General features: G+C 67.5%; 23 protein-coding genes. 18 read left to right on the plus strand and 5 right to left on the minus strand.

Going from position 1 to position 20,943, the window contains the following annotated elements:
• Together GVN21_RS09660 and GVN21_RS09665 are read left to right on the plus strand one after the other, a co-directional pair.
• The coding region (locus GVN21_RS09660) for a molybdopterin cofactor-binding domain-containing protein (protein ID WP_166574525.1) at positions 1-1,815 on the plus strand (1,815 nt) is incomplete at its 5' end.
• Positions 1,816-1,873: 58 nt separating this feature from the next.
• Positions 1,874-3,592 carry an alkaline phosphatase family protein gene (locus tag GVN21_RS09665; RefSeq protein ID WP_166574526.1) on the plus strand — a complete coding sequence of 573 codons (1,719 nt, stop codon included), beginning with the start codon at positions 1,874-1,876 and terminating at the stop codon, positions 3,590-3,592.
• Here the strand turns inward: GVN21_RS09665 and GVN21_RS09670 are convergent.
• From GVN21_RS09670 to GVN21_RS09680, 3 genes are read right to left on the minus strand one after another with little or no spacing between them, the layout of a single operon-like run.
• Positions 3,586-4,584 (minus strand): pyridoxamine 5-phosphate oxidase, encoded by a 999-nt coding sequence (locus GVN21_RS09670; protein WP_166574527.1) that lies wholly within the window; start codon positions 4,582-4,584, stop codon positions 3,586-3,588. The two genes, GVN21_RS09665 and GVN21_RS09670, sit on opposite strands and share 7 nt — an antisense overlap.
• A 55-nt stretch (positions 4,585-4,639) precedes the next feature.
• Positions 4,640-5,656, minus strand: coding sequence for a porphobilinogen synthase (hemB, locus tag GVN21_RS09675; RefSeq protein ID WP_166574528.1), 1,017 nt, complete (start codon positions 5,654-5,656; stop codon positions 4,640-4,642).
• 40 nt (positions 5,657-5,696) lie between these two features.
• Positions 5,697-6,140, minus strand: coding sequence for a hypothetical protein (locus tag GVN21_RS09680; RefSeq protein ID WP_166574529.1), 444 nt, complete (start codon positions 6,138-6,140; stop codon positions 5,697-5,699).
• Positions 6,141-6,233: 93 nt separating this feature from the next.
• On the opposite strand from GVN21_RS09680, the gene GVN21_RS09685 reads away from it, so the two are divergent.
• The 6 genes from GVN21_RS09685 (at position 6,234) to hemA (ending at position 11,032) form a co-directional block, all read left to right on the plus strand.
• A complete protein-coding gene (locus GVN21_RS09685; protein WP_166574530.1) occupies positions 6,234-6,500 on the plus strand; it encodes a type II toxin-antitoxin system Phd/YefM family antitoxin in 267 nt (88 codons plus the stop codon).
• The gene (locus tag GVN21_RS09690) at positions 6,497-6,931 is read left to right on the plus strand and encodes a type II toxin-antitoxin system VapC family toxin (RefSeq protein WP_166574531.1); all 435 of its coding nucleotides are present in this window, start codon (positions 6,497-6,499) and stop codon (positions 6,929-6,931) included. Before GVN21_RS09685 ends, GVN21_RS09690 begins: the two co-directional genes overlap by 4 nt.
• Entirely contained in the window at positions 6,928-7,980 is a 1,053-nt protein-coding gene (locus GVN21_RS09695; RefSeq protein WP_166574532.1) for an enoyl-CoA hydratase/isomerase family protein, read from the plus strand. Before GVN21_RS09690 ends, GVN21_RS09695 begins: the two co-directional genes overlap by 4 nt.
• A gap of 66 nt (positions 7,981-8,046) precedes the next feature.
• A complete protein-coding gene (locus tag GVN21_RS09700; RefSeq protein WP_166574533.1) occupies positions 8,047-8,847 on the plus strand; it encodes a class I SAM-dependent methyltransferase in 801 nt (266 codons plus the stop codon).
• A complete protein-coding gene (locus GVN21_RS09705; protein WP_166574534.1) occupies positions 8,844-9,599 on the plus strand; it encodes a class I SAM-dependent methyltransferase in 756 nt (251 codons plus the stop codon). Before GVN21_RS09700 ends, GVN21_RS09705 begins: the two co-directional genes overlap by 4 nt.
• Before the next feature lie 206 nt (positions 9,600-9,805).
• Positions 9,806-11,032, plus strand: coding sequence for a 5-aminolevulinate synthase (hemA, locus tag GVN21_RS09710; RefSeq protein ID WP_166574535.1), 1,227 nt, complete (start codon positions 9,806-9,808; stop codon positions 11,030-11,032).
• Between the two features lie 4 nt (positions 11,033-11,036).
• On the opposite strand, the gene GVN21_RS09715 is transcribed toward hemA, so the two are convergent.
• Together GVN21_RS09715 and GVN21_RS09720 are read right to left on the minus strand one after the other, a co-directional pair.
• On the minus strand, positions 11,037-11,702 hold the full coding sequence (locus GVN21_RS09715) for a hypothetical protein (RefSeq protein WP_166574536.1): 666 nt from the start codon (positions 11,700-11,702) through the stop codon (positions 11,037-11,039).
• Between the two features lie 84 nt (positions 11,703-11,786).
• Positions 11,787-12,221, minus strand: coding sequence for a MucR family transcriptional regulator (locus GVN21_RS09720; protein WP_166574537.1), 435 nt, complete (start codon positions 12,219-12,221; stop codon positions 11,787-11,789).
• A gap of 165 nt (positions 12,222-12,386) precedes the next feature.
• On the opposite strand from GVN21_RS09720, the gene glyA reads away from it, so the two are divergent.
• From glyA to pip, 10 genes are all read left to right on the plus strand, one after another.
• Positions 12,387-13,676, plus strand: coding sequence for a serine hydroxymethyltransferase (glyA, locus tag GVN21_RS09725; protein ID WP_166574538.1), 1,290 nt, complete (start codon positions 12,387-12,389; stop codon positions 13,674-13,676).
• Between the two features lie 31 nt (positions 13,677-13,707).
• Entirely contained in the window at positions 13,708-14,175 is a 468-nt protein-coding gene (gene nrdR / locus GVN21_RS09730) for a transcriptional regulator NrdR (protein WP_166574539.1), read from the plus strand.
• Between the two features lie 4 nt (positions 14,176-14,179).
• Positions 14,180-14,875 (plus strand): RibD family protein, encoded by a 696-nt coding sequence (locus GVN21_RS09735; RefSeq protein ID WP_166574540.1) that lies wholly within the window; start codon positions 14,180-14,182, stop codon positions 14,873-14,875.
• Position 14,876: 1 nt separating this feature from the next.
• The gene (locus GVN21_RS09740) at positions 14,877-15,470 is read left to right on the plus strand and encodes a riboflavin synthase (protein ID WP_166574541.1); all 594 of its coding nucleotides are present in this window, start codon (positions 14,877-14,879) and stop codon (positions 15,468-15,470) included.
• Positions 15,467-16,603, plus strand: a complete 1,137-nt coding sequence (gene ribB / locus GVN21_RS09745) for a 3,4-dihydroxy-2-butanone-4-phosphate synthase (protein WP_166574542.1) — start codon at positions 15,467-15,469, stop codon at positions 16,601-16,603. Before GVN21_RS09740 ends, ribB begins: the two co-directional genes overlap by 4 nt.
• Positions 16,600-17,064: a 6,7-dimethyl-8-ribityllumazine synthase gene (ribH, locus tag GVN21_RS09750; protein WP_166574543.1), complete on the plus strand. Its 465-nt coding sequence runs from the start codon at positions 16,600-16,602 to the stop codon at positions 17,062-17,064. The genes ribB and ribH overlap by 4 nt, the downstream gene beginning before the upstream one ends.
• The gene (gene nusB, locus GVN21_RS09755; protein ID WP_166574544.1) at positions 17,061-17,597 is read left to right on the plus strand and encodes a transcription antitermination factor NusB; all 537 of its coding nucleotides are present in this window, start codon (positions 17,061-17,063) and stop codon (positions 17,595-17,597) included. Before ribH ends, nusB begins: the two co-directional genes overlap by 4 nt.
• Positions 17,581-18,558, plus strand: coding sequence for a thiamine-phosphate kinase (gene thiL, locus GVN21_RS09760; RefSeq protein ID WP_166574545.1), 978 nt, complete (start codon positions 17,581-17,583; stop codon positions 18,556-18,558). Before nusB ends, thiL begins: the two co-directional genes overlap by 17 nt.
• A 59-nt stretch (positions 18,559-18,617) precedes the next feature.
• A complete protein-coding gene (locus tag GVN21_RS09765) occupies positions 18,618-19,619 on the plus strand; it encodes an alpha/beta hydrolase (RefSeq protein WP_166574546.1) in 1,002 nt (333 codons plus the stop codon).
• Between the two features lie 280 nt (positions 19,620-19,899).
• The gene (gene pip / locus GVN21_RS09770; protein WP_166574547.1) at positions 19,900-20,892 is read left to right on the plus strand and encodes a prolyl aminopeptidase; all 993 of its coding nucleotides are present in this window, start codon (positions 19,900-19,902) and stop codon (positions 20,890-20,892) included.
• Positions 20,893-20,943: the final 51 nt, after the last annotated feature.

Genomic DNA, 20,943 nt, shown 5'->3' on the forward strand with positions numbered 1-20,943 from the left:
GCCGGGGTGCGGGCCTGGTGGGATTCCTTGCGGAAGGTCGGCGCCTCGGCGCGCCAGAGCCTGGTCAACGCGGCGGCGGCCAAGGCCGGCGTCCCGGCGGCTGAGATCACCATCGCGGACGGCAAGGTCCTGCGCGGCGGCAAGGCGATCATGCCGCTCGGCGAGGCGGCGAAACTGGCCGCGGCCGCGCCGGCGGTCGAGGGGGTTCCCAAGGACCCCAAGATCTATCGGATCGTCGGCAAGGTGACGCCGCGCGTCGATATCCCGGCCAAGGTGCGGGGCGAGCCGATCTTCTCGTCGGACTTCACCCGGCCGGGGATGGTCTACGCCTGCGCCGTGCTGGCCCCGGTGTGGACGGCGCAGGTCGGCAAGATGAACAAGAGCGCCTGCCTGGCGGTCGGGGGCGTCGAAGAGGTCGTGCCCTTCCCGGGCGGGGCGGCGGTGATCGCCAAGACCCAGTGGGCGGCGATGAAGGGCGCGGCGGCGCTGGAGGTGTCCTGGGCGTCCACGCCGTACGACGGGCTGACCTCGGAGGCGATTTCGGCGGCGATGCTGGCGGGCCTGGACAAGGACGCCGAGGCGATCAGCGCCAAGACCGAGGGCGACTTTGCGGCCACGGCGGCCGGGGCGGCCAAGGTGGTCGAGGCCGACTATGAGGTGCCCTACATCGCCCATACGCCGATGGAGCCCTGGTCGGTGACCATCGAGCCGACGGCGGACGGGGGCCTGGAGATCTGGGGGCCGTTCCAGACGCAGGACCGCAATCGCGGGACGGCGGCCAAGGCGGCCGGGCTGCCGGTCGACAAGATCAAGCTGCACACCCTGATGCTGGGCGGTGGGTTCGGCCGACGGCTGGGCGACGATGGGGTGCCGGCGGCGGTGGTCACGGCGATGGCGGTGAAGAAGCCGGTGAAGTTCTTCTGGAAGCGGGAGGACGAGATCGGCCAGGGCTGGTACCGGCCGGCGCAGGTGGCGCGGCTGAAGTGCGCCCTGGACAAGGACGGCAAAGTGGTCGGGCTGTCGATCCGCACGGCCGGGCCCTCGATGCGCGACAGCTTCCAGCCGGGCAGGCTGGCCAAGGGGGTGCTGGACTTCTCCTCGGTGCAGATCCTGACCGACTTCCTCTACAAGCCCGGCGCCTACAAGCTGGACTGGGTGCGGGTGGATCAGCCCATCCCGATGGCTCCCTGGCGCGCGGTTGGCGCGACGCAGAACGGGTATTTCCTGGAGGCCTTCCTCGATGAGGTGGCCACGGCGGCCAAGAAGGACCCGGTGCAGCTGCGCCGCGAACTGCTGGCCGATAATCCTCGGGCGCTGAAGGTGATCGATGCGGCGGCGGAAGCTGGGGAATGGGGCAAGCCCCTCCCCGCCGGCCGGGCTCGCGGGTTCGCCTTTGTCTACAGCTTCGCCAGCCTCTGCGCCCATGTGGTGGAAGCCTCGATCGAGAACGGCGAGGTCAAGCTGCACAAGGTGACCTGCGTCATCGACTGCGCGCGGGTGGTGACGCCGGACGGGGCGCGCAACCAGATGGAGGGCGGCATCGTCCAGGGGCTGTCGACGGCGCTTTTCGAAGGGATCGAGATCGCCGACGGGTCCTGTCAGAATCGCAATTTCGACGGCTATCGAATGATGCGGATCAACGAGGCCCCGGCGAAGATCGAGACGATCTTCATCGAGAACGACGAGCCGGTGCTGGGCGGGATCGGCGAGCCGGGCCTGCCGCCGGCCACGCCGGCGCTGGTCAATGCGCTGGTGAAGCTGACCGGCAAGCCGATCCGCAAGCTGCCGATCATGGCGCAACTTCAATCGTCGTGATTCTGTCGGGGCGGCGCCCTATGAGGGCGTCTGCACCTTGAAGTTCCGGGAAGTTCGAATGTCCGTCCGACGCTGGATCAGCGCCTTCGCCGGCCTTGCCGCCCTGACCGTCGCCGGGGGGGCGATGGCGGCGCCGAAGGATCCGCCCAAGCTGATCGTGGTGATCAGCGTCGATCAGCTCAGCGGCAATCTCTACGCCCAGTACCGACCGCGCTTCACCAAGGGGCTGCGGACCCTGTCGGACCAGGGGCTGGTCTATGCCAATGGCTGGCAGAGTCACGCCAACACCGAGACCTGCCCCGGCCATTCGACCATCCTGACCGGCAAGCATCCGAACAAGACGGGGATTCCGGCCAACGATTGGATCGATCCGGTGAGCGGCAAGCCGGTCTATTGCCTGAGCGCCCCGGCCAACAGCATTGCCGGCGGGGCCGGAGGCCTGCCGGTGGGGCCGGACAACATGCGGGCCTCGACCCTGGGCGACTGGCTGAAGGACGGCGGGGCGCCGAGCCGGGTGTTCGGCATCTCCGGCAAGGATCGCGGGGCGATCACCATGGCCGGGCACAAGGCCGACGGGGTGTTCTGGTACCGCGAGGGCTTCGGCTTCACCACCTATGTCGAGCCCGGGCAGGATGGCGATGCCAAGCTGGGACCAGTACGCGGGATCAATGCCCAACTGAAGGCGCGGTTCGCGGCCACCCCGCCGGCCTGGACCTATGAGCAGGACGTCTGCCGGGCGCTGGAGCGGGATTATCAGGTCGGCAGTGTGGCGTTCCGCGCCAAGGTGCCGCCGGCCAAGTTCGTGTTCGACACCTCGCCGCTGCTCGACGACGTGACCGTCGATGGCGCGCTGCATCTGCTGGCCGAACAGAAACTGGGGCAGGGGCCGGGCGTCGACATCCTGGCCGTCAGCCTGTCGGCCACCGACCGCATCGGCCACAGCTTCGGCACCCAGGGCCCGGAGACCTGTGAGCAGATGTACCGGCTGGACGCCAACATCGGCCGGTTGCTGGACGCGGTGACCGGCCTGCCGGGCGGGGCCATCGTGGTGCTTACCGCTGACCATGGCGGGTCGGACTATCCCGAACGCTCGGCCGAGCGCGGCTTTCCGGAGGCTCGCCGTATCGATCCCGGCATCGTGACGCGGCTGAACGCCAGCCTGAAGGCGCAGTTCAAGCTGACCGAGGACCCCGCGAACTTCGATGGCTGGGGCCTGTTCATCGTCGGCAAGGACCGGGTGCGGCTGCCGCAGCCGCTGCGGGGCAAGGTGGCGGCGGCGGCCGTGGCCGTCCTGAAGGCAGAGCCGGACGTGGTGGACGCCTTCACGACAGAGGAACTGCTGAAGACTCCCCCGCCGCGTCCGGGCACGCCGCCGGAGGAGTACAGCCTGCGGGAGCGGGCGGCGCTTAGCACCGTGGAGGGCCGCTCGACCGATGTCTCCGTCATCCTGCGGCCGGGCATCGCACCGCTGCGGGCGCCGGGGACAGGCGGGGCGATGAGCACCCACGGCAGCACCTGGGACTATGACCGGCGGGTGCCGATCCTGTTCTGGTGGCCGGGCTCGGAGGGCCAGGAGCGGTTCTTCAGCATTGAGACCATCGATATCGCCCCGACCCTGGCGCACCTGATCGGCGTGGCGCCGCCCGCCGATATCGACGGGCGCTGCCTGGACCTGGGCGGGTTCGCGGTGGCGGCCTGCCCCAAGCCGGCAGTTGCGGCGGCGCCCGTGGAGGCAAAGAAGGCGGGATTCCGCTGGCCTTGGGAAAAGGCTCAGTAGAGGTCGGTCTTGTAGCTGCTCTTCAGCCCACCCGCGACGACGTCCCGCGTCGCCGCCAGCCGCAGCATGGTGGCCTGGACGCCCTCTTCCCTGTTGAGTTTCAGGTGAGCGACCAGAGTGGCCGCGGGGTCGATATGCCGGGCCGGGTCGAGGCCTGACCACAGGCCCGCGCGGGCGAGCGCCGGGCTGGCTTTCAGCGCAACCGAGGTGGTGTCGATCACCGTGGCCAGGATCGGCTTCTTGCCCTCGACCACGAAGCCGTTGCGGATCGCCTCGTCGGTGGTCAGGGCGGCGCGGCCCTGGAGCAGGGCGACCTGGGTGCTGCCGGGAATCAGCGCCAGGGCGGCCACATCATGCCGCTCGATGATGTTGTGATAGCCGAAGGCCAACCGGTTGCCCGGCCGTTCGGCCAGGGTCACACGGCCGCCGTCGCTCCGCAGCAACAGGCCGGCCGGGTCGCCCTTGGGGCTGACGTCGATCAGGCCCCGACCGTCCATGGTGGCCAGGGCCAGGAAGCGGCTTGCGTCCAGAAAGGCGCCGGGTTCGGAGGGAGCGTCCTCCGCGTCACCCGCCCAGAAGGCCGAGCGGATCAGCGCCTTGGCGCAGTGGACGAAGCACTCCTCGATGGACAGTTCGACCGCCTGGTCATCAACCCTGGCGACGCGACCGTTGGCCCGCAGGGTCTCTCCGACCCCGGTGGCCAGGAACAGCACGCCGGCCCCGGCGCCGGGGACAAGGGCCGAGGCCTCGTCGATGGCTGACAGGGGGATGCGCAGGGTGGTCTTGCCGGCCACGATGGCAAAGCCGGCCGGGCCGCCGGCCGCCGTGACGGTCGGCCCGTCTTCGGTGGCGACACCGATGAAGGCGATGGGGGAGGCGGCGATCCATCCGGCCGCCGTTTCGTCCAGGTGGTCGATGATCTTCATCTTCACGCCCAGGCCCGCGACGCCGATGCAGGTCTCGAGCTCCGCGACCGATACGATGCGATCCATGACCGTCACTCCCCTTCCTTCAGGGCAGTCTGACTTCGCTGAGAATAAATCGCAACTAGCCCCGCAGCATCCGGGCGGCCCGGGGGGCGAAATAGGTGATGATCCCCGCGCAGCCGGCGCGCTTGAAGGCGCCGAGGCTTTCTAAGATAGCCCGTTCCTCGTCGATCCAGCCGTTCTGGGCGGCGGCCATGATCATCGCGTACTCGCCGCTGACCTGGAAGGCGAAGGTCGGCATGGCGAAGGCGTCGACCAGGCGGCGGGCGATGTCGAGGTAGGGCATGCCCGGTTTGACCATCACCATGTCGGCGCCCTCAGCGATGTCGAGGGCCACCTCGCGGAGGGCCTCGTCGCTATTGGCGGGGTCCATCTGGTAGGTCTTCTTGTCGCCGGGGTTGGCGATGTCGCCGCTGCCCAGCTTTCCCGAGCCGATGGCGTCGCGGTAGGGGCCGTAGAAGGCGGAGGCATACTTGGCGGCGTAGGACATGATCATCACGTCCTGCAGGCCCTCGGCTTCGAGGGCGGCACGAATAGCGCCGACGCGGCCGTCCATCATGTCCGACGGGGCGAGGATGTCGCAGCCGGCGCGGGCCTGGACCAGGGCCTGCTCGACCAGCCGTTCGATGGTGGCGTCGTTGACGATGCGGCCGTCCTTCAGCACGCCGTCGTGGCCGTGGGTGGTGAAGGGGTCGAGCGCCACGTCGCACATGATGCCGACCTCGGGTGCGGCCGCCTTCATCGCGCGGATGGCGCGGCAGATGACGCCCTCTTCCTCGGCGGCGAGGCTGCCCTCGGCATCCTTCCGGGCCCCGTCGATGTGGGGGAAGATGGCGATGCAGGGGATGCCCAGGTCACGCGCCTCGACAGCGGCCTTGGCGGCTTCCTCGACACTGAGCCGGTCCACGCCAGGCATGGAGGCCACCGGGATACGGCCCTCGCCCTCATGCACCACCATCGACCAGATCAGGTCAGCGGGGGCGAGGGTGGTCTCACGCACCATCCGGCGGGACCAGTCGGCCTGGCGCAGCCGGCGCAGGCGGGTGGCGGGGTAGGGGGCGAGCGGAGGGACGTTCATGACGCCGGTGTCGCGCAGCCGGGGCGGCAGCGCAAGCGGGTCAGGGCTTGCTGACCATCAGGCGGATGAAGCCCACCGTCGGGGCGGCCAGCAGCCACAGAGTCATGGCGATCAGCGCCAGGCCGGCGATGCCGAACAGGACGATCATCCGGCCGGTGAGGGCGACGCCGTCGAAGTCGAAATCCCGAGGCGCCCAGAAGTCGCCGCCACCACGGGCCTGCTGGACCATGTCTACGATCGCCCAGGAGCCACAGATGCCGGCGACGGCCCCGAGCAGGACGCTTATCCAGAAGATCCAGATTTGGAACCGGTAGTGCTGGCGCATGGCCGGGCTGGCGGACGATCGCTGGACATAGGCAAGGATCACCGCGACCAGAGCAGGGACGCCGGCGAAGAAGACGCTGCTGAATAGCAGGGCGTAGTTGATCAGGCCCATGATCCGCTCGTTGTCGAAGCGGGCTGGCGCCGTGTCGGTCGTGGTCATCGGCCCTCCGTCCATTCGGGAAGCTTGGCCGAGGTTCCGGCTGCGGTCCAGCCGTGGTATTCTGACCAGACTGGTCAGAACTGGGAGTGGACCATGCGCGAGGTTGGCATTCTCGAAGCCAAGACCAACCTGTCGGCGCTGGTCGATGCGGTAGACCGCAACGGGGAAGAGATCGTCATTACCAAGCACGGCAAGCCGATCGCCCGACTGAGTAAGGCCGGCGGGCCTTCGCGGCAGAAGACGTCGCCGGGCCAGGACCTCGTCGCCCGGTTGAGGGCGGTACGGGCGAAGATCGCCTCCGGAAGTCCGCAATGCATGCGGGAAACCTGGGAAGACCTGAAACAAGACGGCCATCGGTGAGCCTCGTTGTTATCGACGCATCCGCGGCCCTGTCGTGGATTCTGCCATCACAGGCGACTGCTGCCGCGGAGGAGTTCCTGAGCGACCACATCGCGGACACCTTCGTCGCGCCGCACATCTTCCAGTGGGAGGCGGGCAATATCCTGCTGGCGCTTGAGTGGCGCGGGTTGCTGGCGGCGGGCGACCTGGACACCGCTTTGGCGGCGTTGGATGGCCTCCCTGTGATGCTGATCGAACCCCTCCTGCCGGCCGCCGTCGCCGGGCTGCGGCCGTTGGCTCGGGAGGGGCAGATCAGCCTGTTCGACGCTGCCTATCTTCAATTGGCCGCCGATTTCAGCTGTGGACTGGCGACACGGGATGGCGGACTTGTGCGCCTGGCCGGGCTAGTTGGCATCGACTGTTTCGACCTGCGAGGCGTTTCCATCCCATGACCGAAGAACCCGAAGTACTCGCCCGTATCGAGTCCGGCGTCGGCCGCATCACCCTGAACCGGCCCAAGGCGCTGCATGCGCTGACCACCAACATGTGCCGGCTGATCACCGACGCCTTGCTGGCTTGGCGGGATGACGAGTGCGTGCAGGTGGTGCTGATCGACCACAGCGGCGAGCGGGGGTTCTGCGCCGGTGGTGACATCCGGATGCTGGCCGAGAGCGGGGCGGGAGATGGCGCGGCGGCGCGCGAGTTCTTCCACACAGAGTACCGGCTGAACCACCTGCTGTTCACCTATCCCAAGACCGTGGTGGCGGTGATGGACGGGGTGACCATGGGCGGCGGGGTGGGGCTGTCGATGCCCGCAGGCGTCCGGATCGCCACCGAGCGGACGACCTTCGCCATGCCGGAGACCGGGATCGGGCTGTTCCCCGACGTGGGGGGCGGCTGGTTCCTGCCGAGGCTGCCGGGAAAGGCTGGACTGTGGCTGGCGCTGACCGGGGCGCGGATCAAGGGCGCTGACTGCGTACGGCTGGGGGTCGCAACAAATTATATGCCGTCCGAGCACGTCGAGGGGTTCAAGGCGGCGTTGCTGGAGCATCCGGACTCCGTCCCCGGCGCCTTGGCGCATTTCGTGCGCGACGCGGGCCCGGCGCCGATTGAGCCGCACCTGGAGGACATCGACCGGCTGTTCGGCCGCGAGTCGGTGGAGGCCATCCTGCAGGACTTGGAGCAGGACGGCGGCGACTGGGCGCGCGGCACCCTGGCGGGACTGGCCAGCAAGTCGCCGCAGACGATGAAGGTCGCCTTCCGGCAACTGGCCCACGGGGCCCTGTTCGACGACTTCGCCGACAACATGGTCATGGAATACCGGATCGGGGCGCGAGTGGTGCGGATGCACGACTTCCTCGAAGGCGTACGGGCGGTGATCGTCGATAAGGACAACAACCCGCGCTGGAACCCGGTGGCGGTCGAGGATGTGGGCGATGATCTGCTGGACGAGATTTTCGCGCCCTTGCCGGCCGATCAGGAATGGACGCCGCTGACGTAGGTCAAAGTTTCGCCTAAGACAGTCGTAGGTCGGGGGACCGAGTAGAACGACGTCCAGGAGAGACGCATGACGCCCCGCGTAAGCTGGATGGCCCTGGCGGCCGTCCTCGCCCTCACTGCCTGCGCCACCACCCCGCCGCCGCCGCCTCCGCCCGTCGAGACCGGCGCGATGCTGCCGGCCTGGATCGAGACAGCGCTGAGCGATCCCTCGCGGCCGGCCGCCGACATGGCCCGCGACGAGAACCGCCGCCCGGGCGAGACCCTGCTGTTCGCGGGGATCAAGCCCGGCATGAAGGTGGCCGACGCCGTTCCGGGCGGCGGCTATTTCACCCGCATATTCTCCAAGGCCGTGGGACCACGCGGCCGCGTCTATGCCTACGTGCCCGGCGAGTTCGCCGCTCAGGCCAACCGCGATCCAGCCGTGGCCGAGGTGACCCGCGATCCGGCCTATGCCAACACCCGGATGATCGTCGACACCATGCCGAGGTTCGCCGCCCCCGAGCGGCTGGACGTGGTGTTCACGGCCCAGAACTACCATGACCTGCATACCAAGCGGATGGGCCCGGTCGACGTGGCGCGGTTTAACCGGCAGGTCTTCCAGTCGCTGAAGCCGGGCGGGGTGTTCATCATCATTGACCATTCCGCAAGGGCTGGCAGCGGCATCTCGGCGGTCGACAATCTTCACCGCATCGACCCGGCGGTGGTCCGGCGCGAGGTCGAGGCGGCCGGTTTTATCTTCGACGGGGAGGCGGACTTTCTTCGCGATCCCGGCGACAGACTGACAGTAAGCGTGTTCGATAAATCCATCCGGGGACGGACCGACCAGTTCGTCTACCGCTTCCGCAAGCCGGGGAGGGCTCGCCGATGAAAAGAACAGTACTCGCTTCCGCCGCCGGGGCTCTGGCCCTGGTCCTGACCGGGGCCGTGGCCGCCCATTCGGTGGTCGAAAACTACGTTGCCGCTCTGGCCGATCCGGCCCGCCCGGCCGCCGACAAGGCCCGTGACGCCGCCCGTAAGCCGGCGGACGTGCTGGCCCTGGCCGAGATCAAGCCGGGCGACAAGGTGGCCGACTTCATCATGGGCGGCGGCTATTTCACCCGGGTGTTTTCCGCGGCGGTCGGCCCGACCGGCCGGGTCTACGCCATCCAACCGGCCGAGTTCGTGCAGTTCAGCGCCCAGTACGGGACCAGCCAGGACAAGGTCGCCGCCGAGCTGAAGAACGTCACTCCGCTCCGGCCTTCGCTCGGCGCCGTGGCCGTGCCCGAGCAGGTGGACGTGATCTTCACCGCCCAGAACTACCACGACATGCACCTGAAGGTGGCCCCGCCGCCCCTGGCCGGGATAGTCAACAAGGCGCTGTTCAATGCGCTCAAGCCCGGCGGGGTGCTGATCGTCATCGACCACTACGCCGCCGACGGCTCGGGCACGCGGGACAGCGACGGCCTGCACCGAATCGACATCGCCACCGTGAAGGCCGAGGTCACCGCCGCCGGCTTCGTGCTGGTCGAGGAGAAGGACTTCCTGCGCAATCCCACCGATCCGCGCACGGCCTCGGTCTTCGACGACTCGATCAAGGGCAAGACGGACCAGTTCGTCCTGAAGTTCCGCAAGCCGAAATAACCGGCCCGCGAGGGGTTCGAGGCCCACGGCCTCGGACCCTGGAGCCCTTCTTGCGAGACGTTCTCGCAAGACCCGCGACGATAGGCGGCGTATTCTGCTTCAGTAAAATTCCTTAATTGGACAGGCCCCGGCGATGAGGGATAAACCCCGCGCCGTATAACGAAAACGAAAAGGACCGGACCTCGGGGTGGGGCCGGACATCGTCGATGGACTATAAAGCCGCGTTCAGGACCGCCGTTGAACAGGTCCGCGCCGAAGGCCGCTATCGGGTGTTCGCCGACCTGAAGCGCCATCGCGGAGACTTCCCGCGCGCTACCTGGACCCGTGACGATGGCAGCGCCAAGGACATCGTTGTCTGGTGCTCGAACGACTACCTGGGCCAGGGCCAGAACCCGGTGGTGCTGGACGCCATGCACGCGGCCATCGACGCCAACGGCTCGGGCTCTGGCGGCACCCGCAACATCTCCGGGACCACGCATCACCACGTCGAGCTGGAGGCTGAGCTGGCCGACCTGCACGGCAAGAACGCGGCTCTGCTGTTCACCTCCGGCTATGTGGCCAACGAAGCGGCGCTGTCGGTGCTCTACAAGATCCTGCCCGGGCTGATCATCTTCTCGGACGAGCTGAACCACGCCAGCATGATCGCCGGCATCCGCAACGGTGGCGGCCAGCGCAAGATCTTCCGCCACAATGACCTGGAACACCTCGAGTCGCTGCTGGCCGCCGCGCCGGTCGACGCGCCCAAGCTGATCGCCTTCGAGAGCGTCTATTCGATGGACGGCGACATCGCCGACCTGGCCGGCACGGTCGCCCTGGCCAAGACCTACGGCGCCATGACCTACCTCGACGAAGTCCATGCCGTTGGCCTCTACGGGCCGCGCGGCGCCGGCGTCGCCGAGCGTGACGGGGTGATGGCCGAGATCGACATCATCGAAGGCACCCTGGGCAAGGCGTTCGGCGTCATGGGCGGCTACATCGCCGCTGACGCCGAGATCGTCGACGCCATCCGCAGCTATGCCTCCGGCTTCATCTTCACCACCTCCCTGCCGCCGGCCCTGACCGCCGGGGCGGTGGCCTCGGTGCGCTATCTGAAGGCGCACGACGAGGTTCGCGTCATCCATCAGGAGCGCGCCGAAACCCTGAAGAAGATGTTCCGCGACGCCGGCCTGCCGGTCATGCCGTCGGTCAGCCATATCGTGCCCGTGCTGGTCGGCGATCCGGTCCACTGCAAGATGGTCTCGGACATGCTGCTCGAAGACCATGGGGTCTATGTGCAGCCGATCAACTATCCGACCGTGCCGCGCGGCACCGAGCGCCTGCGCTTCACCCCGACGCCGTTCCACACGGACGAGATGATGCGCGACCTGGTCGGGGCGATGGAAAAGCTCTGGGCCCACTGCAACATCGCCCGCCTCGGGGGGGTGGCGGCGTAGGCTATTATCGGGTCCCTGGGTCGGCTAGGGCCACCTCTGACTCTTTCATGCCCTGTAGGACGAGAGAGGTAATGCCTTGGTGCATCCCCTGTGCTTGTCGCACCAGAAAATAACCAGAGATCGTATGGTAGCCATTGACCCAGCTAATGCTGTGCTCATCCACTGACTTGAAGTATAGGCTGGTGCCGCCGCATTCAAACCCGACAAACCCTTCGCACTTCTCATAAACCGTAACGTCTAGGGTCTTGAGTCTAAATATATCTTCATTATCATCGAAATATACACCATAAATCTTGGATTCTTCAGGGGCGGGATCGATCGCTCCGCTGATGTAGACAATCTTTCCTTCGTATTTTTCTAGCTCTCTGGCTGTCACGTAGGCGCTGGATTCGTTTATCGAAAACTCAACTCTTTTTATGTTCCCGGCGACTTGTAAGGGTGTGTTGATTGCGACGTTGTTGTTGCAGGTGATGTTGCCTTGTTGCCCACCCGAGATAGTCGCAGTGCAATTGCTAGACTGACTACCCTCGGCAGGCTGTTGCGCGGCCACCGGTGCTACTGCTTCCGACTGCGCCGGATTTTCTGCCTTGGGCCAAAGCTGAAAACCGGCAAACGCCGTTCCAATCGCTCCACAAGCCAGCGACGCCAGCGCGATCTGTCTGCCGTTCATTGCAACCCCCGATTGGCACAATCATAGCCATTCGGGCGTTGCCATCAATGGTCTTGAGCACTACAGAAAGGGGAACGTCAGGAGCTATTTCCGCCGAACGCCTTTTCCCAGCCCGATCTTCTTGGCGAAGTCAGACCGTCGCTCGGCGTAGGCCGGCGCGACCATCGGGTATTCCGGCGGCAGACCCCATTTGCGGCGATACTCTTCCGGAGACAGGTCGTAGCGCGCCCGCAGGTAGCGCTTCAGCATGGTCAGCTTCTTGCCGTCCTCCAGGCAGACGATGTGGTCGTGCTGGACCGAGCGGGAGATCGGCACCGCCGGCTTCTGCTTGCCGGCCGCCTGAGCCGGTGCGGCCTGCTCACCTTCCAGACCGCTCAACGTCTGATGCACCGAACGAATCAGGTCGGGCAACGACGAGGCGCTCACCTGGTTTCGGGTCACATAGGCCGCCACGATGTCGGCCCCCAGTTGCAGCAGTTCGGCCTGCGACGTGGTCCGCCCCCCAAGGTCATCGGCCATCGATGGATTTCCCTTCGTACTCAATCACTAAACGGTTCAGCCGAAAGCGGCGGCCGACCTTGCGAGCCCAACGCACGCCGACAAATGCCGGTTCCGATTGATCCGCACCCTCTCACCCCTTAACAGGGCGCGACCCCCGCGCCCCTCCCAGCCGGAGAGACCCCAATGACCGCCCATTCCCCAATCGCCCCGGCCTTCTTCGGCGCGGACCTGGCTCAGGCCGATCCCGACATCGCCAAGGCCATCGATCACGAGCTGAACCGACAGCGCGACCAGATCGAACTGATCGCCAGCGAGAACATCGTCTCCAAGGCGGTGCTTCAGGCTCAGGGCTCGATCCTGACCAACAAGTACGCCGAGGGTTATCCGGGCAAGCGCTACTACGGCGGCTGCGAATACGTGGACGTCATCGAGCAGCTGGCCATCGACCGGGCCAAGGAACTGTTCGGCGCCGCCTACGCCAACGTCCAGCCGCACAGCGGCAGCCAGGCCAACCAGGCGGTGTTCATGGCCCTGCTGAAGCCGGGCGACACCTTCCTGGGCATGGACCTGGCCGCCGGCGGCCACCTGACCCACGGCAGCCCCGCCAACCAGTCCGGCAAATGGTTCAAGCCGGTCAGCTACAGCGTCCGCCAGCAGGACAACCAGATCGACTACGACGCCGTCGCCGAGATCGCTCAGCGCGAGCAGCCCAAGCTGATCATCGCGGGCGGCAGCGCCTACAGCCGGGTCATCGATTTTGCGAAGTTCCGCCAGATCGCCGACAGCATCGGCGCCTACCTGATGGTCGACATGGCCCACTTCGCCGGCCTGGTGGCGGCCGGGGTGTACCCCAGCCCCCTTCCGCACGCCCATGTGGTGACCACCACCACGCACAAGACCCTGCGCGGACCGCGCGGCGGGCTGATCCTCAGCAACGACGTAGATCTGGGCAAGAAGTTCAACAGCGCCATCTTCCCGGGCATCCAGGGCGGGCCGCTGGAGCATGTGATCGCCGCCAAGGCGGTCGCCTTCGGCGAGGCGCTGCAGCCGGCGTTCAAGGACTACGCCGCCCGCATCATCGACAACGCCCGGGCGCTGGCCGACAGCCTGCAGGCGGCGGGGCTCAACATCGTCTCGGGCGGCACCGACAGCCACGTTATGCTGGTCGACCTGCGGCCCAAGAATGTCACCGGCGCCCAGGCCGAACAGGCGCTGGAGCGGGCCCACATCACGACCAACAAGAACGGCATCCCGTTCGACCCGCTGCCCCCGACCAAGACCTCGGGCATCCGGGTCGGCTCTCCGGCCGGCACCACGCGCGGGTTCGGCACGGAAGAATTCCGCCAGGTCGGCAAGTGGATCGGCGAAGTGCTCGACGGGCTGGCCGCCAATCCGGACGGCAATGCCGAGGTCGAGGCGCGGGTGCGGGCGGAAGTCGTCGCATTGACGAAGCGGTTCCCCGTCTACAACTAATAGGCACGGCCTACCGGGAGGGGCCAACATCATGCGTTGCCCGTTCTGCGGACACATGGAAAGCCAGGTGAAGGACAGCCGCCCGTCGGAAGACGGCGCGGCCATCCGCCGCCGCCGTCTCTGCCCCGAATGCGGCGGCCGGTTCACCACCTTCGAGCGGGTGCAGCTGCGCGAACTGACCATCCTCAAGCGGTCCGGCCGGCGTTCGCCGTTTGATCGGGAGAAGCTGGTCCGCTCGATCGCCATCGCCACGCGCAAGCGTCCGATCGACAGCGAGCGGGTCGACCGGATGGTCAACGGCATCGTCCGCCAGCTGGAAAGCATGGGCGAGACCGAGCTGCCCAGCAGCGCGGTGGGCGAGATGGTGATGAAGGCGCTTAAGGCGCTCGATGACGTGGCCTACGTTCGCTACGCCTCGGTTTACCGGGATTTCCGGCATACGGACGACTTCGCCAAGTTCCTGTCGGATGAGGGGCTCAGCGAGGATCAGGAGGACTGACGCCATGCGCGTCACCCTGAAACTCGCCACCTCCCTCGACGGCCGCATTGCGACCGCCGCGGGCGAGAGCAAGTGGATCACCGGCCAAAAAGCGCGCGAGGAGGTCCACCGCCTTCGCGCCATGCACCAGGCGGTGCTGGTCGGGGTGGAGACCGCCATTGCCGATGATCCGGAGCTGACCGTGCGGTTGCCCGGCTTCGTCGCCATTCAGCCGGCCCGCGTCGTCCTGGACAGCCGTCAGCGGCTGCCCATCCACACCAAGCTCGTCCAGGACGCTCACCGCCTCGACACGGTGATCATCTCCACCACGGCGCCAAACAAGCGTTTGACTGACGCTGGGGTCACCGTCCTACAGGTGGACTCGCAAGATGCCCGGCCGGACTTGCCACAGGCCTTGAACGCCCTGTCCGGCTGGCTGAACCGTAAGGTCAGCGATCGCCTGCCCGTCGCCCCGCCGGAGGACTTCACGTTCGAAGGCGGGCTGATGATCGAGGGCGGAGGCCAGGTGGCGGCGAGTTTCCTCAAAGCCGGCCTGGTCGACGCCATCGAATGGTTCCGGGCGCCAATGATCCTCGGGGATGAGGGACGTCCGGCCGTGGGTGAGTTCGTGCTGAACCGCCTGGCCGACGCGCCCCGGTTCAAACGACTTGCGGTCCATGAGGTCGGTAACGACCTGTGGGAACGCTACGAAAGGCTCTGAGATGTTCACAGGCATAGTCACCGACGTCGGCCGGGTCCGCTCGGTCCGGCAGACCAACCGCGACCGCCGCTACGAGATCGAGACATCCTACGATGTCGCGACGATCGACATGGGCGCCAGCATCGCCCACGCCGGCTGCTGCCTGACGGTGGTCGAGAAGGGCGAGGGCTGGTTCGCCGTCGAGGTCTCCGGCGAGACCCTGGCCCACACCACCCTGGGCGACTGGGAGGAGGGCCACAGGGTCAACCTCGAACGCGCCGCGCGGCTGGGCGACGAGATGGGAGGCCATGTCGTCTCTGGCCATGTCGACGGGGTGGGGGAGGTGCTGTCCATCGAGCCGGAGGGCGGTTCTCACCGCTACCGCATCCGGGCGCCCCGGCCGCTGCACCGGCTGATCGCGCCGAAGGGCTCCATCGCGGTCGAGGGTGTCTCGCTGACCGTCAACGAGGTGGAGGACGACGTCTTCGGCCTCAACATCATCCCGCACACCTGGGACGTGACCACCCTGGGCGCGCTGAAACCGGGGTCCAAGGTCAATCTGGAGATCGACATGCTGGCGCGATACCTCGCGCGGTGGCAGGAGACCGCGTCATGAGCCACGACACGCCGATCTCTCCCATCGAGGACATCATCGAGGACGCCCGCAACGGCCGTCCCTACATCCTGGTCGACGCCGAGGACCGCGAGAACGAGGGGGACGTGATCATCCCCGCCCAGTTCGCCACGCCCGAGCAGATCAACTTCATGGCCCGGTTCGCCCGCGGCCTGATCTGCCTCAGCATCACCAACGACCGGGCCAAACAGCTGCGTCTGCCGCCGATGGCCGCCGACAATCGCGAGAGCATGCAGACCGCCTTCACCGTCTCCATCGAGGCGAAGGAGGGGGTCACAACCGGCATCTCGGCCCACGACCGCTCGCACACCGTGGCAGTGGCCATCGACCCGACCAAGGGCGTCGATGATATCGTCACCCCCGGCCACGTCTTCCCCCTGGTGGCCAAGGACGGCGGGGTGCTGGTCCGCGCCGGCCATACAGAGGCGGCGGTGGATATCTCGCGGCTGGCGGGGCTGAACCCGGCCGGCGTGATCTGCGAGATCATGAACGATGACGGCACCATGGCCCGGCTGCCGGAACTGGTCGCCTTCGCCCAGCTCCATGGCCTGAAGATCGGCACCATCGCCGACCTGATCGCCTATCGCCGGCGCAACGAACGCCAAGTGGAGCGGGTGCTCGAGCGGCCGTTCATCTCCAACTTCGGCGGCGATTTCCGGATGATCGTCTACCGCAACAGCATCGACCGCTGCGAGCATGTCGCCCTGGTGAAGGGCAAGATCGATGCCGATCACCCCACACTCGTGCGGATGCACCAAGTGGACATGGCGGCCGACATGCTGGGCGCCCTGGGCGCCCGGACCGACTATATCCCCAGCGCCCTGAAGGCCATCGGCGCGCACGACGGCCCCGGCGTCGCAGTGTTCATCCGCGATCCCAACCCCGCCTGGCTGAGCGAGCGCTACGGCATCGACACCGAGGCGGGCAGCCAGTATCGAAACAACGCCTTGCGCGACTATGGCGTCGGGGCGCAAATCCTCCTCGACCTCGGCGTGCGGGAGATGACCCTGCTGACGTCCAGCCCGTTCAAACCGGCGGCGCTCGAGGGGTATGGATTGAAGATCGTGGGCCGCGCCCCGATTTCCGCCCTTGGTGGCGGTGGAGAGAGTGAATGATCGACGACCCCGTGCGCATCCTGATCGTCGAGGGACGCTTCTATTCCGACCTGTCGGACGAGCTGCTGCGCGGCGCGACCGAGGCGTTGGACGCCTTTGAGGCGGAGTATGACGTAGTCACCGTACCCGGCGCCCTGGAGATTCCGGGGGTCATCGCCCTGGCGGACGAGGGCGGCCGCCGGCCGGCCGGCGTGCGCTATGACGGCTATGTGGCCCTCGGCGTGGTGATGCGCGGCGAGACCTATCACTTCGAGATCGTCTCCAACGAGTCGGCGCGGGGGATCATGGACCTGACCCTCAAGGGCCTGCCGATCGGCAACGGCATCCTGACCGTCGAGGACGAAGACCAGGCCTGGGCTCGCGCCCGGGTCTCCGAGGGTGACAAGGGTGGTGGCGCGGCCCGCGCGGCGCTCGATGTGCTGACCCACAAGCGCCAGCTGCTCGGGGGCGCCAAGCGATGAGCGAGGACGCCAAGCCGACCTCCCTGGCCCAGGCCTTCGAGAAGCTGCAGGCCCATGCCGAGGCCAAGCCGGTTGCCAACCTGAGCAAGGCCGAGCGCCGGGCCCGGACGGTGTCGCGGCTGGCCGCCGTGCAGGCGCTCTACCAGATGGAGATGACCGGCGCGGGCGTCGAGGTGGTGATCCGCGAGTTCAGCGAGCATCGCTTCGACCGCGACATCGAGGGCGAACTGCTGGCCCAGGCCGACGAGGTCTTCTTCGCCGACCTGATCCGGGGCGCCGTCGGCCAGCAGGCCGAGATCGACAAGGCGGTCACCACCCGGCTGGCCTCCAACTGGAAGCTGGACCGCCTGGACGCCACTGCCCGCGCCATCCTGCGGGCCGGCGCCTGGGAGCTGATCCACCGGCCGGACGTGCCGCTGGAGGTGGCCATCGACGAGTATGTCGAGATCGCCAAGTCCTTCTTCGAAGGGCCGGAGCCCGGCTTCATCAACGGGGCGCTGGACGGGATCGCCAAGGATGCCCGCCGGACCTGAAGCGCCCGACGAGGGGGAGTTCGGCTGGATCGAACGCCTCCTGCGGCCCCTGACGCGGGGCCATCCCGGCGCGCTGGATCTGCTCGACGACGCGGCGGTGATCCGGCCGCGCCAGGGCCACGACCTGGTGATCACCAAGGACGCCATGGTGGCCGGCGTCCACTTCCTGCCAGGCGATCCACTGGACACGGTGGCCCGCAAGCTGCTCGCGGTGAACCTGTCCGACCTGGCCGCCAAGGCCGCCGACCCGATCGGCTATTTCCTCTCCGTCGCCTGGCCGAAGGACCTGGGCTGGCAAGCCAGGCAGCGGTTCGCCGACGGCCTGCGGGAAGCGGGCGAGACCTGGGCCCTGCCGCTGCTGGGTGGCGACACCGTCTCCACCCCCGGTCCGCTGACCGTGACCGCCACCCTGATTGGCGAGGTTCCGACCGATGGCATGGTCCGCCGCGCCACGGCTCAGCCCGGCGACCTGCTGATGGTCAGCGGGACCATCGGCGATGGCTGGCTGGGTCTCCAGGCCGCGCAGGGCAGCCTGCCGGATGATGGCTATCTGGCCTCCCGCTACCGCACCCCGACGCCGCGCCTGGACCTGATCCCCGCCCTGCGCCGGTTCGCCCGCGCCTCGGCCGACGTCTCCGACGGGCTGCTGGCCGACGCCGGCCGCATCGCGATCGCCAGCGGCCTGGCCGCCGAGATCGCCCTGGAACAGGTTCCGCTCTCCGGCCCCGCCGCCGCCTGGTTGGCGGCGCAGCCGGACGAGGCCGCCGCCCGCCTGCGCCTGGCTGCCGGAGGCGATGACTACCAGCTGCTGATCGCCGTCGATCCGGCCGAGCTGCCGGCCATCCGGGCCGCCGATCTGGACCTCCGCGTGGTCGGCCGCATGAAGCTGGGGCAGGGGGTCACCGCCGTCTTCGAGGGGCGTAACCTGCCCGTGGATCATCTCGGCTGGACACACGTCTGAGTGCTTGCCTTCCGTGGCGGCGGCCTTGGCAGGTTGCCGAAAACCAAAAGGGAAACGCCATGTCCGCCATCGAGACCATGATGCCGCCGGTCCAGTACGCCGAGGTCAACGGCATCCGGATGGCCTACTACGAAGCCGGCCCGAAGAAGGGCATTCCGATCGTCTTCTCGCATGGCTTCCCGGAGCTGGCCTTCAGCTGGCGCCACCAGATCAAGGCGCTCAGCGACGCCGGCCGCTGGGTGGTGGCCCCCGACCAGCGCGGCTACGGGCTGACTGACCGGCCCGAGGCGGTCGAAAGCTACGACCTCGAAAACCTCTGCGCCGACCTTGTGGCGCTGCTCGACCATATCGGGGCGGAGAAGGCGATCTTCTGCGGCCACGACTGGGGTGGCTTCGTGGTCTGGTATATGTCGGTCCGCCATCCGGACCGCGTCGCCGGGGTGATCAGCCTCAACACCCCCTTCCAGCCCCGCGCCCCCGCCGATCCGATCGCCATCATGCGCAACCGCCTGGGCGAGCGCATGTACATCGTCCACTTCCAGACCCCCGGCGAGGCCGATGCGGCGCTCGGCAAGGACCCGCGCAAGGTGATGGACTTCTTCCTGCGCCGGCCCCTCGATATGCCGATGCCCGTCGGTGGCGGCTTCGCCACCGAGCGCAAAGAGGGCGATCCATCCCTCTTCGCCATGGTCGACATGCTGGAGATGTGGAGCCCGGAGGTGGACCCCCGGCCGTTCTTCCTGACCGACGAAGAGTTCGAGGCCTATGTCGAGACCTTCGAGCGCACCGGCTTCACCGGCGGCATCAACTGGTACCGCAACTTCACCCGCAACTGGCACGCCTCCGAACACATCGAGCACCGTGTCCGCCAGCCGTCGCTGATGGTCATGGCCGAGAAGGACGCGGTCCTGCCGCCGTCCTCGGCCGACGGGATGGAGGCGATCTGCGACGACCTGGAGAAGGTGCTGATCGAAGGCAGCGGCCACTGGACCCAGCAGGAAAAGCCGGTGGAGACGAACCGGGCGCTCCTAGCCTGGCTGGGGAAGCGCTTTCCCATCTAACCGGTAGTCGCTCCCCCTCTGGGGGAGCTGTCCGGCCGCGGATACGCGACGGACTGAGGGGGCAGTGCCGGCGTTTCGTGTTGATCATGAACGCCGGCTTCGACGGCCGCGCCAGAACGCGGCCACCCCCATGGGCCGGCGCTGCCCCCACCACCACGCGCGTATTCGCGCGCGGTCCCCCGCCCCCAAAGGGGGCGGAACTGACTGTCCGCTTGGCTACCTGCCCCCTGTGACTCCGAGTTCACTGGCGACCCAGCGGAAGCCGTCGTAGAACCGTCCCATGGACCGTGCTTCGCCGACCCTTTCCGTTGCCCAGACCGTTGGTCGGCGCAGTCTCTACCCCGAGATCGATCCCTACAACTTCGGCTGGTTGAAGGCCGGCGTGCCGCACGAAATCTATTTCGAGGAGTGCGGCAATCCCGGCGGCGTCCCGGCGGTGGTGCTGCACGGCGGGCCGGGCGGGGCGATCAATCCGACCATGCGGCGGTTCTTCGATCCCCAGAAGTACCGCATCGCCCTGTTTGACCAGCGCGGCTGTGGCAAGAGCCGGCCCAACGCCTCCCTGGAAGACAACACCACCTGGAGCCTGATCGAGGACATCGAGCGGCTTCGGGTGCATCTGGGCGTCGAGAAGTGGTGCGTGTTCGGCGGCAGCTGGGGCTCCACTCTGGCGCTGGCCTACGCCATCACCCATCCGGAGCGGGTCACCGCCCTGGTGCTGCGCGGCATCTTCCTGGTCACCCAGCGCGAGCTGAAGTGGTTCTACCAGGATGGCGCGGGCATGCTGTTCCCCGACGCCTTCGAGAAGTTCCAGGCTCCGATCCCGGAGGCCGAGCGCGGCGACCTGATCGCCGCCTACCACCGCCGCCTGACCCATCCCGACCGCAAGGTGCAGTCGGAAGCCGCCGCCGCCTGGAGCCAGTGGGAAGGGGACACCATCTCCATCCGGGGGCCCGAGGCCCGGCCGCCGAAGTTCAACGAGACGGACTTCGCCATCGCCTTCGCCCGCATCGAGAACCACTTCTTCGCCAACCGCGGCTTCTTCGACGAGGACGGCTGGCTGCTGAAGAACGTCGAGCGGATCCGCCACATCCCGGGTTGGATCGTGCAGGGGCGGTTCGACGTGGTCACCCCGCTGGAAACCGCCTACGCCCTGCACAAGGCCTGGCCGGAAGCCAAGTTCGAGATCGTCTGGGACGCGGGCCACGCCTCGACGGAGCCGGGGGTCATCGACGGCCTGATCCGGGCGACAGACGCGGCGGTTCGGGCCTAAGCGCCTGGGGGACCCCCTCGGTTTGGCTCGCTTGCAGCGCTCGCCAAATCC

Origin of the sequence: Caulobacter sp. SLTY, assembly GCF_009905535.1 — a bacterium.
Taxonomy (GTDB): domain Bacteria; phylum Pseudomonadota; class Alphaproteobacteria; order Caulobacterales; family Caulobacteraceae; genus Caulobacter.

Excerpts from the sequence above, each read along its gene's own strand:
- GVN21_RS09665 (WP_166574526.1), top strand. The coding sequence starts at position 1,874 with ATGTCCGTCCGACGCTGGATCAGCGCCTTCGCCGGCCTTGCCGCCCTG.
- GVN21_RS09670 (WP_166574527.1), bottom strand. The coding sequence starts at position 4,584 with ATGGATCGCATCGTATCGGTCGCGGAGCTCGAGACCTGCATCGGCGTC.
- hemB (WP_166574528.1), bottom strand. The coding sequence starts at position 5,656 with ATGAACGTCCCTCCGCTCGCCCCCTACCCCGCCACCCGCCTGCGCCGG.
- GVN21_RS09680 (WP_166574529.1), bottom strand. The coding sequence starts at position 6,140 with ATGACCACGACCGACACGGCGCCAGCCCGCTTCGACAACGAGCGGATC.
- GVN21_RS09685 (WP_166574530.1), top strand. The coding sequence starts at position 6,234 with ATGCGCGAGGTTGGCATTCTCGAAGCCAAGACCAACCTGTCGGCGCTG.
- GVN21_RS09695 (WP_166574532.1), top strand. The coding sequence starts at position 6,928 with ATGACCGAAGAACCCGAAGTACTCGCCCGTATCGAGTCCGGCGTCGGC.
- GVN21_RS09700 (WP_166574533.1), top strand. The coding sequence starts at position 8,047 with ATGACGCCCCGCGTAAGCTGGATGGCCCTGGCGGCCGTCCTCGCCCTC.
- GVN21_RS09705 (WP_166574534.1), top strand. The coding sequence starts at position 8,844 with ATGAAAAGAACAGTACTCGCTTCCGCCGCCGGGGCTCTGGCCCTGGTC.
- hemA (WP_166574535.1), top strand. The coding sequence starts at position 9,806 with ATGGACTATAAAGCCGCGTTCAGGACCGCCGTTGAACAGGTCCGCGCC.
- GVN21_RS09715 (WP_166574536.1), bottom strand. The coding sequence starts at position 11,702 with ATGAACGGCAGACAGATCGCGCTGGCGTCGCTGGCTTGTGGAGCGATT.
- GVN21_RS09720 (WP_166574537.1), bottom strand. The coding sequence starts at position 12,221 with ATGGCCGATGACCTTGGGGGGCGGACCACGTCGCAGGCCGAACTGCTG.
- glyA (WP_166574538.1), top strand. The coding sequence starts at position 12,387 with ATGACCGCCCATTCCCCAATCGCCCCGGCCTTCTTCGGCGCGGACCTG.
- nrdR (WP_166574539.1), top strand. The coding sequence starts at position 13,708 with ATGCGTTGCCCGTTCTGCGGACACATGGAAAGCCAGGTGAAGGACAGC.
- GVN21_RS09735 (WP_166574540.1), top strand. The coding sequence starts at position 14,180 with ATGCGCGTCACCCTGAAACTCGCCACCTCCCTCGACGGCCGCATTGCG.
- GVN21_RS09740 (WP_166574541.1), top strand. The coding sequence starts at position 14,877 with ATGTTCACAGGCATAGTCACCGACGTCGGCCGGGTCCGCTCGGTCCGG.
- ribB (WP_166574542.1), top strand. The coding sequence starts at position 15,467 with ATGAGCCACGACACGCCGATCTCTCCCATCGAGGACATCATCGAGGAC.
- ribH (WP_166574543.1), top strand. The coding sequence starts at position 16,600 with ATGATCGACGACCCCGTGCGCATCCTGATCGTCGAGGGACGCTTCTAT.
- nusB (WP_166574544.1), top strand. The coding sequence starts at position 17,061 with ATGAGCGAGGACGCCAAGCCGACCTCCCTGGCCCAGGCCTTCGAGAAG.
- thiL (WP_166574545.1), top strand. The coding sequence starts at position 17,581 with ATGCCCGCCGGACCTGAAGCGCCCGACGAGGGGGAGTTCGGCTGGATC.
- GVN21_RS09765 (WP_166574546.1), top strand. The coding sequence starts at position 18,618 with ATGTCCGCCATCGAGACCATGATGCCGCCGGTCCAGTACGCCGAGGTC.
- pip (WP_166574547.1), top strand. The coding sequence starts at position 19,900 with ATGGACCGTGCTTCGCCGACCCTTTCCGTTGCCCAGACCGTTGGTCGG.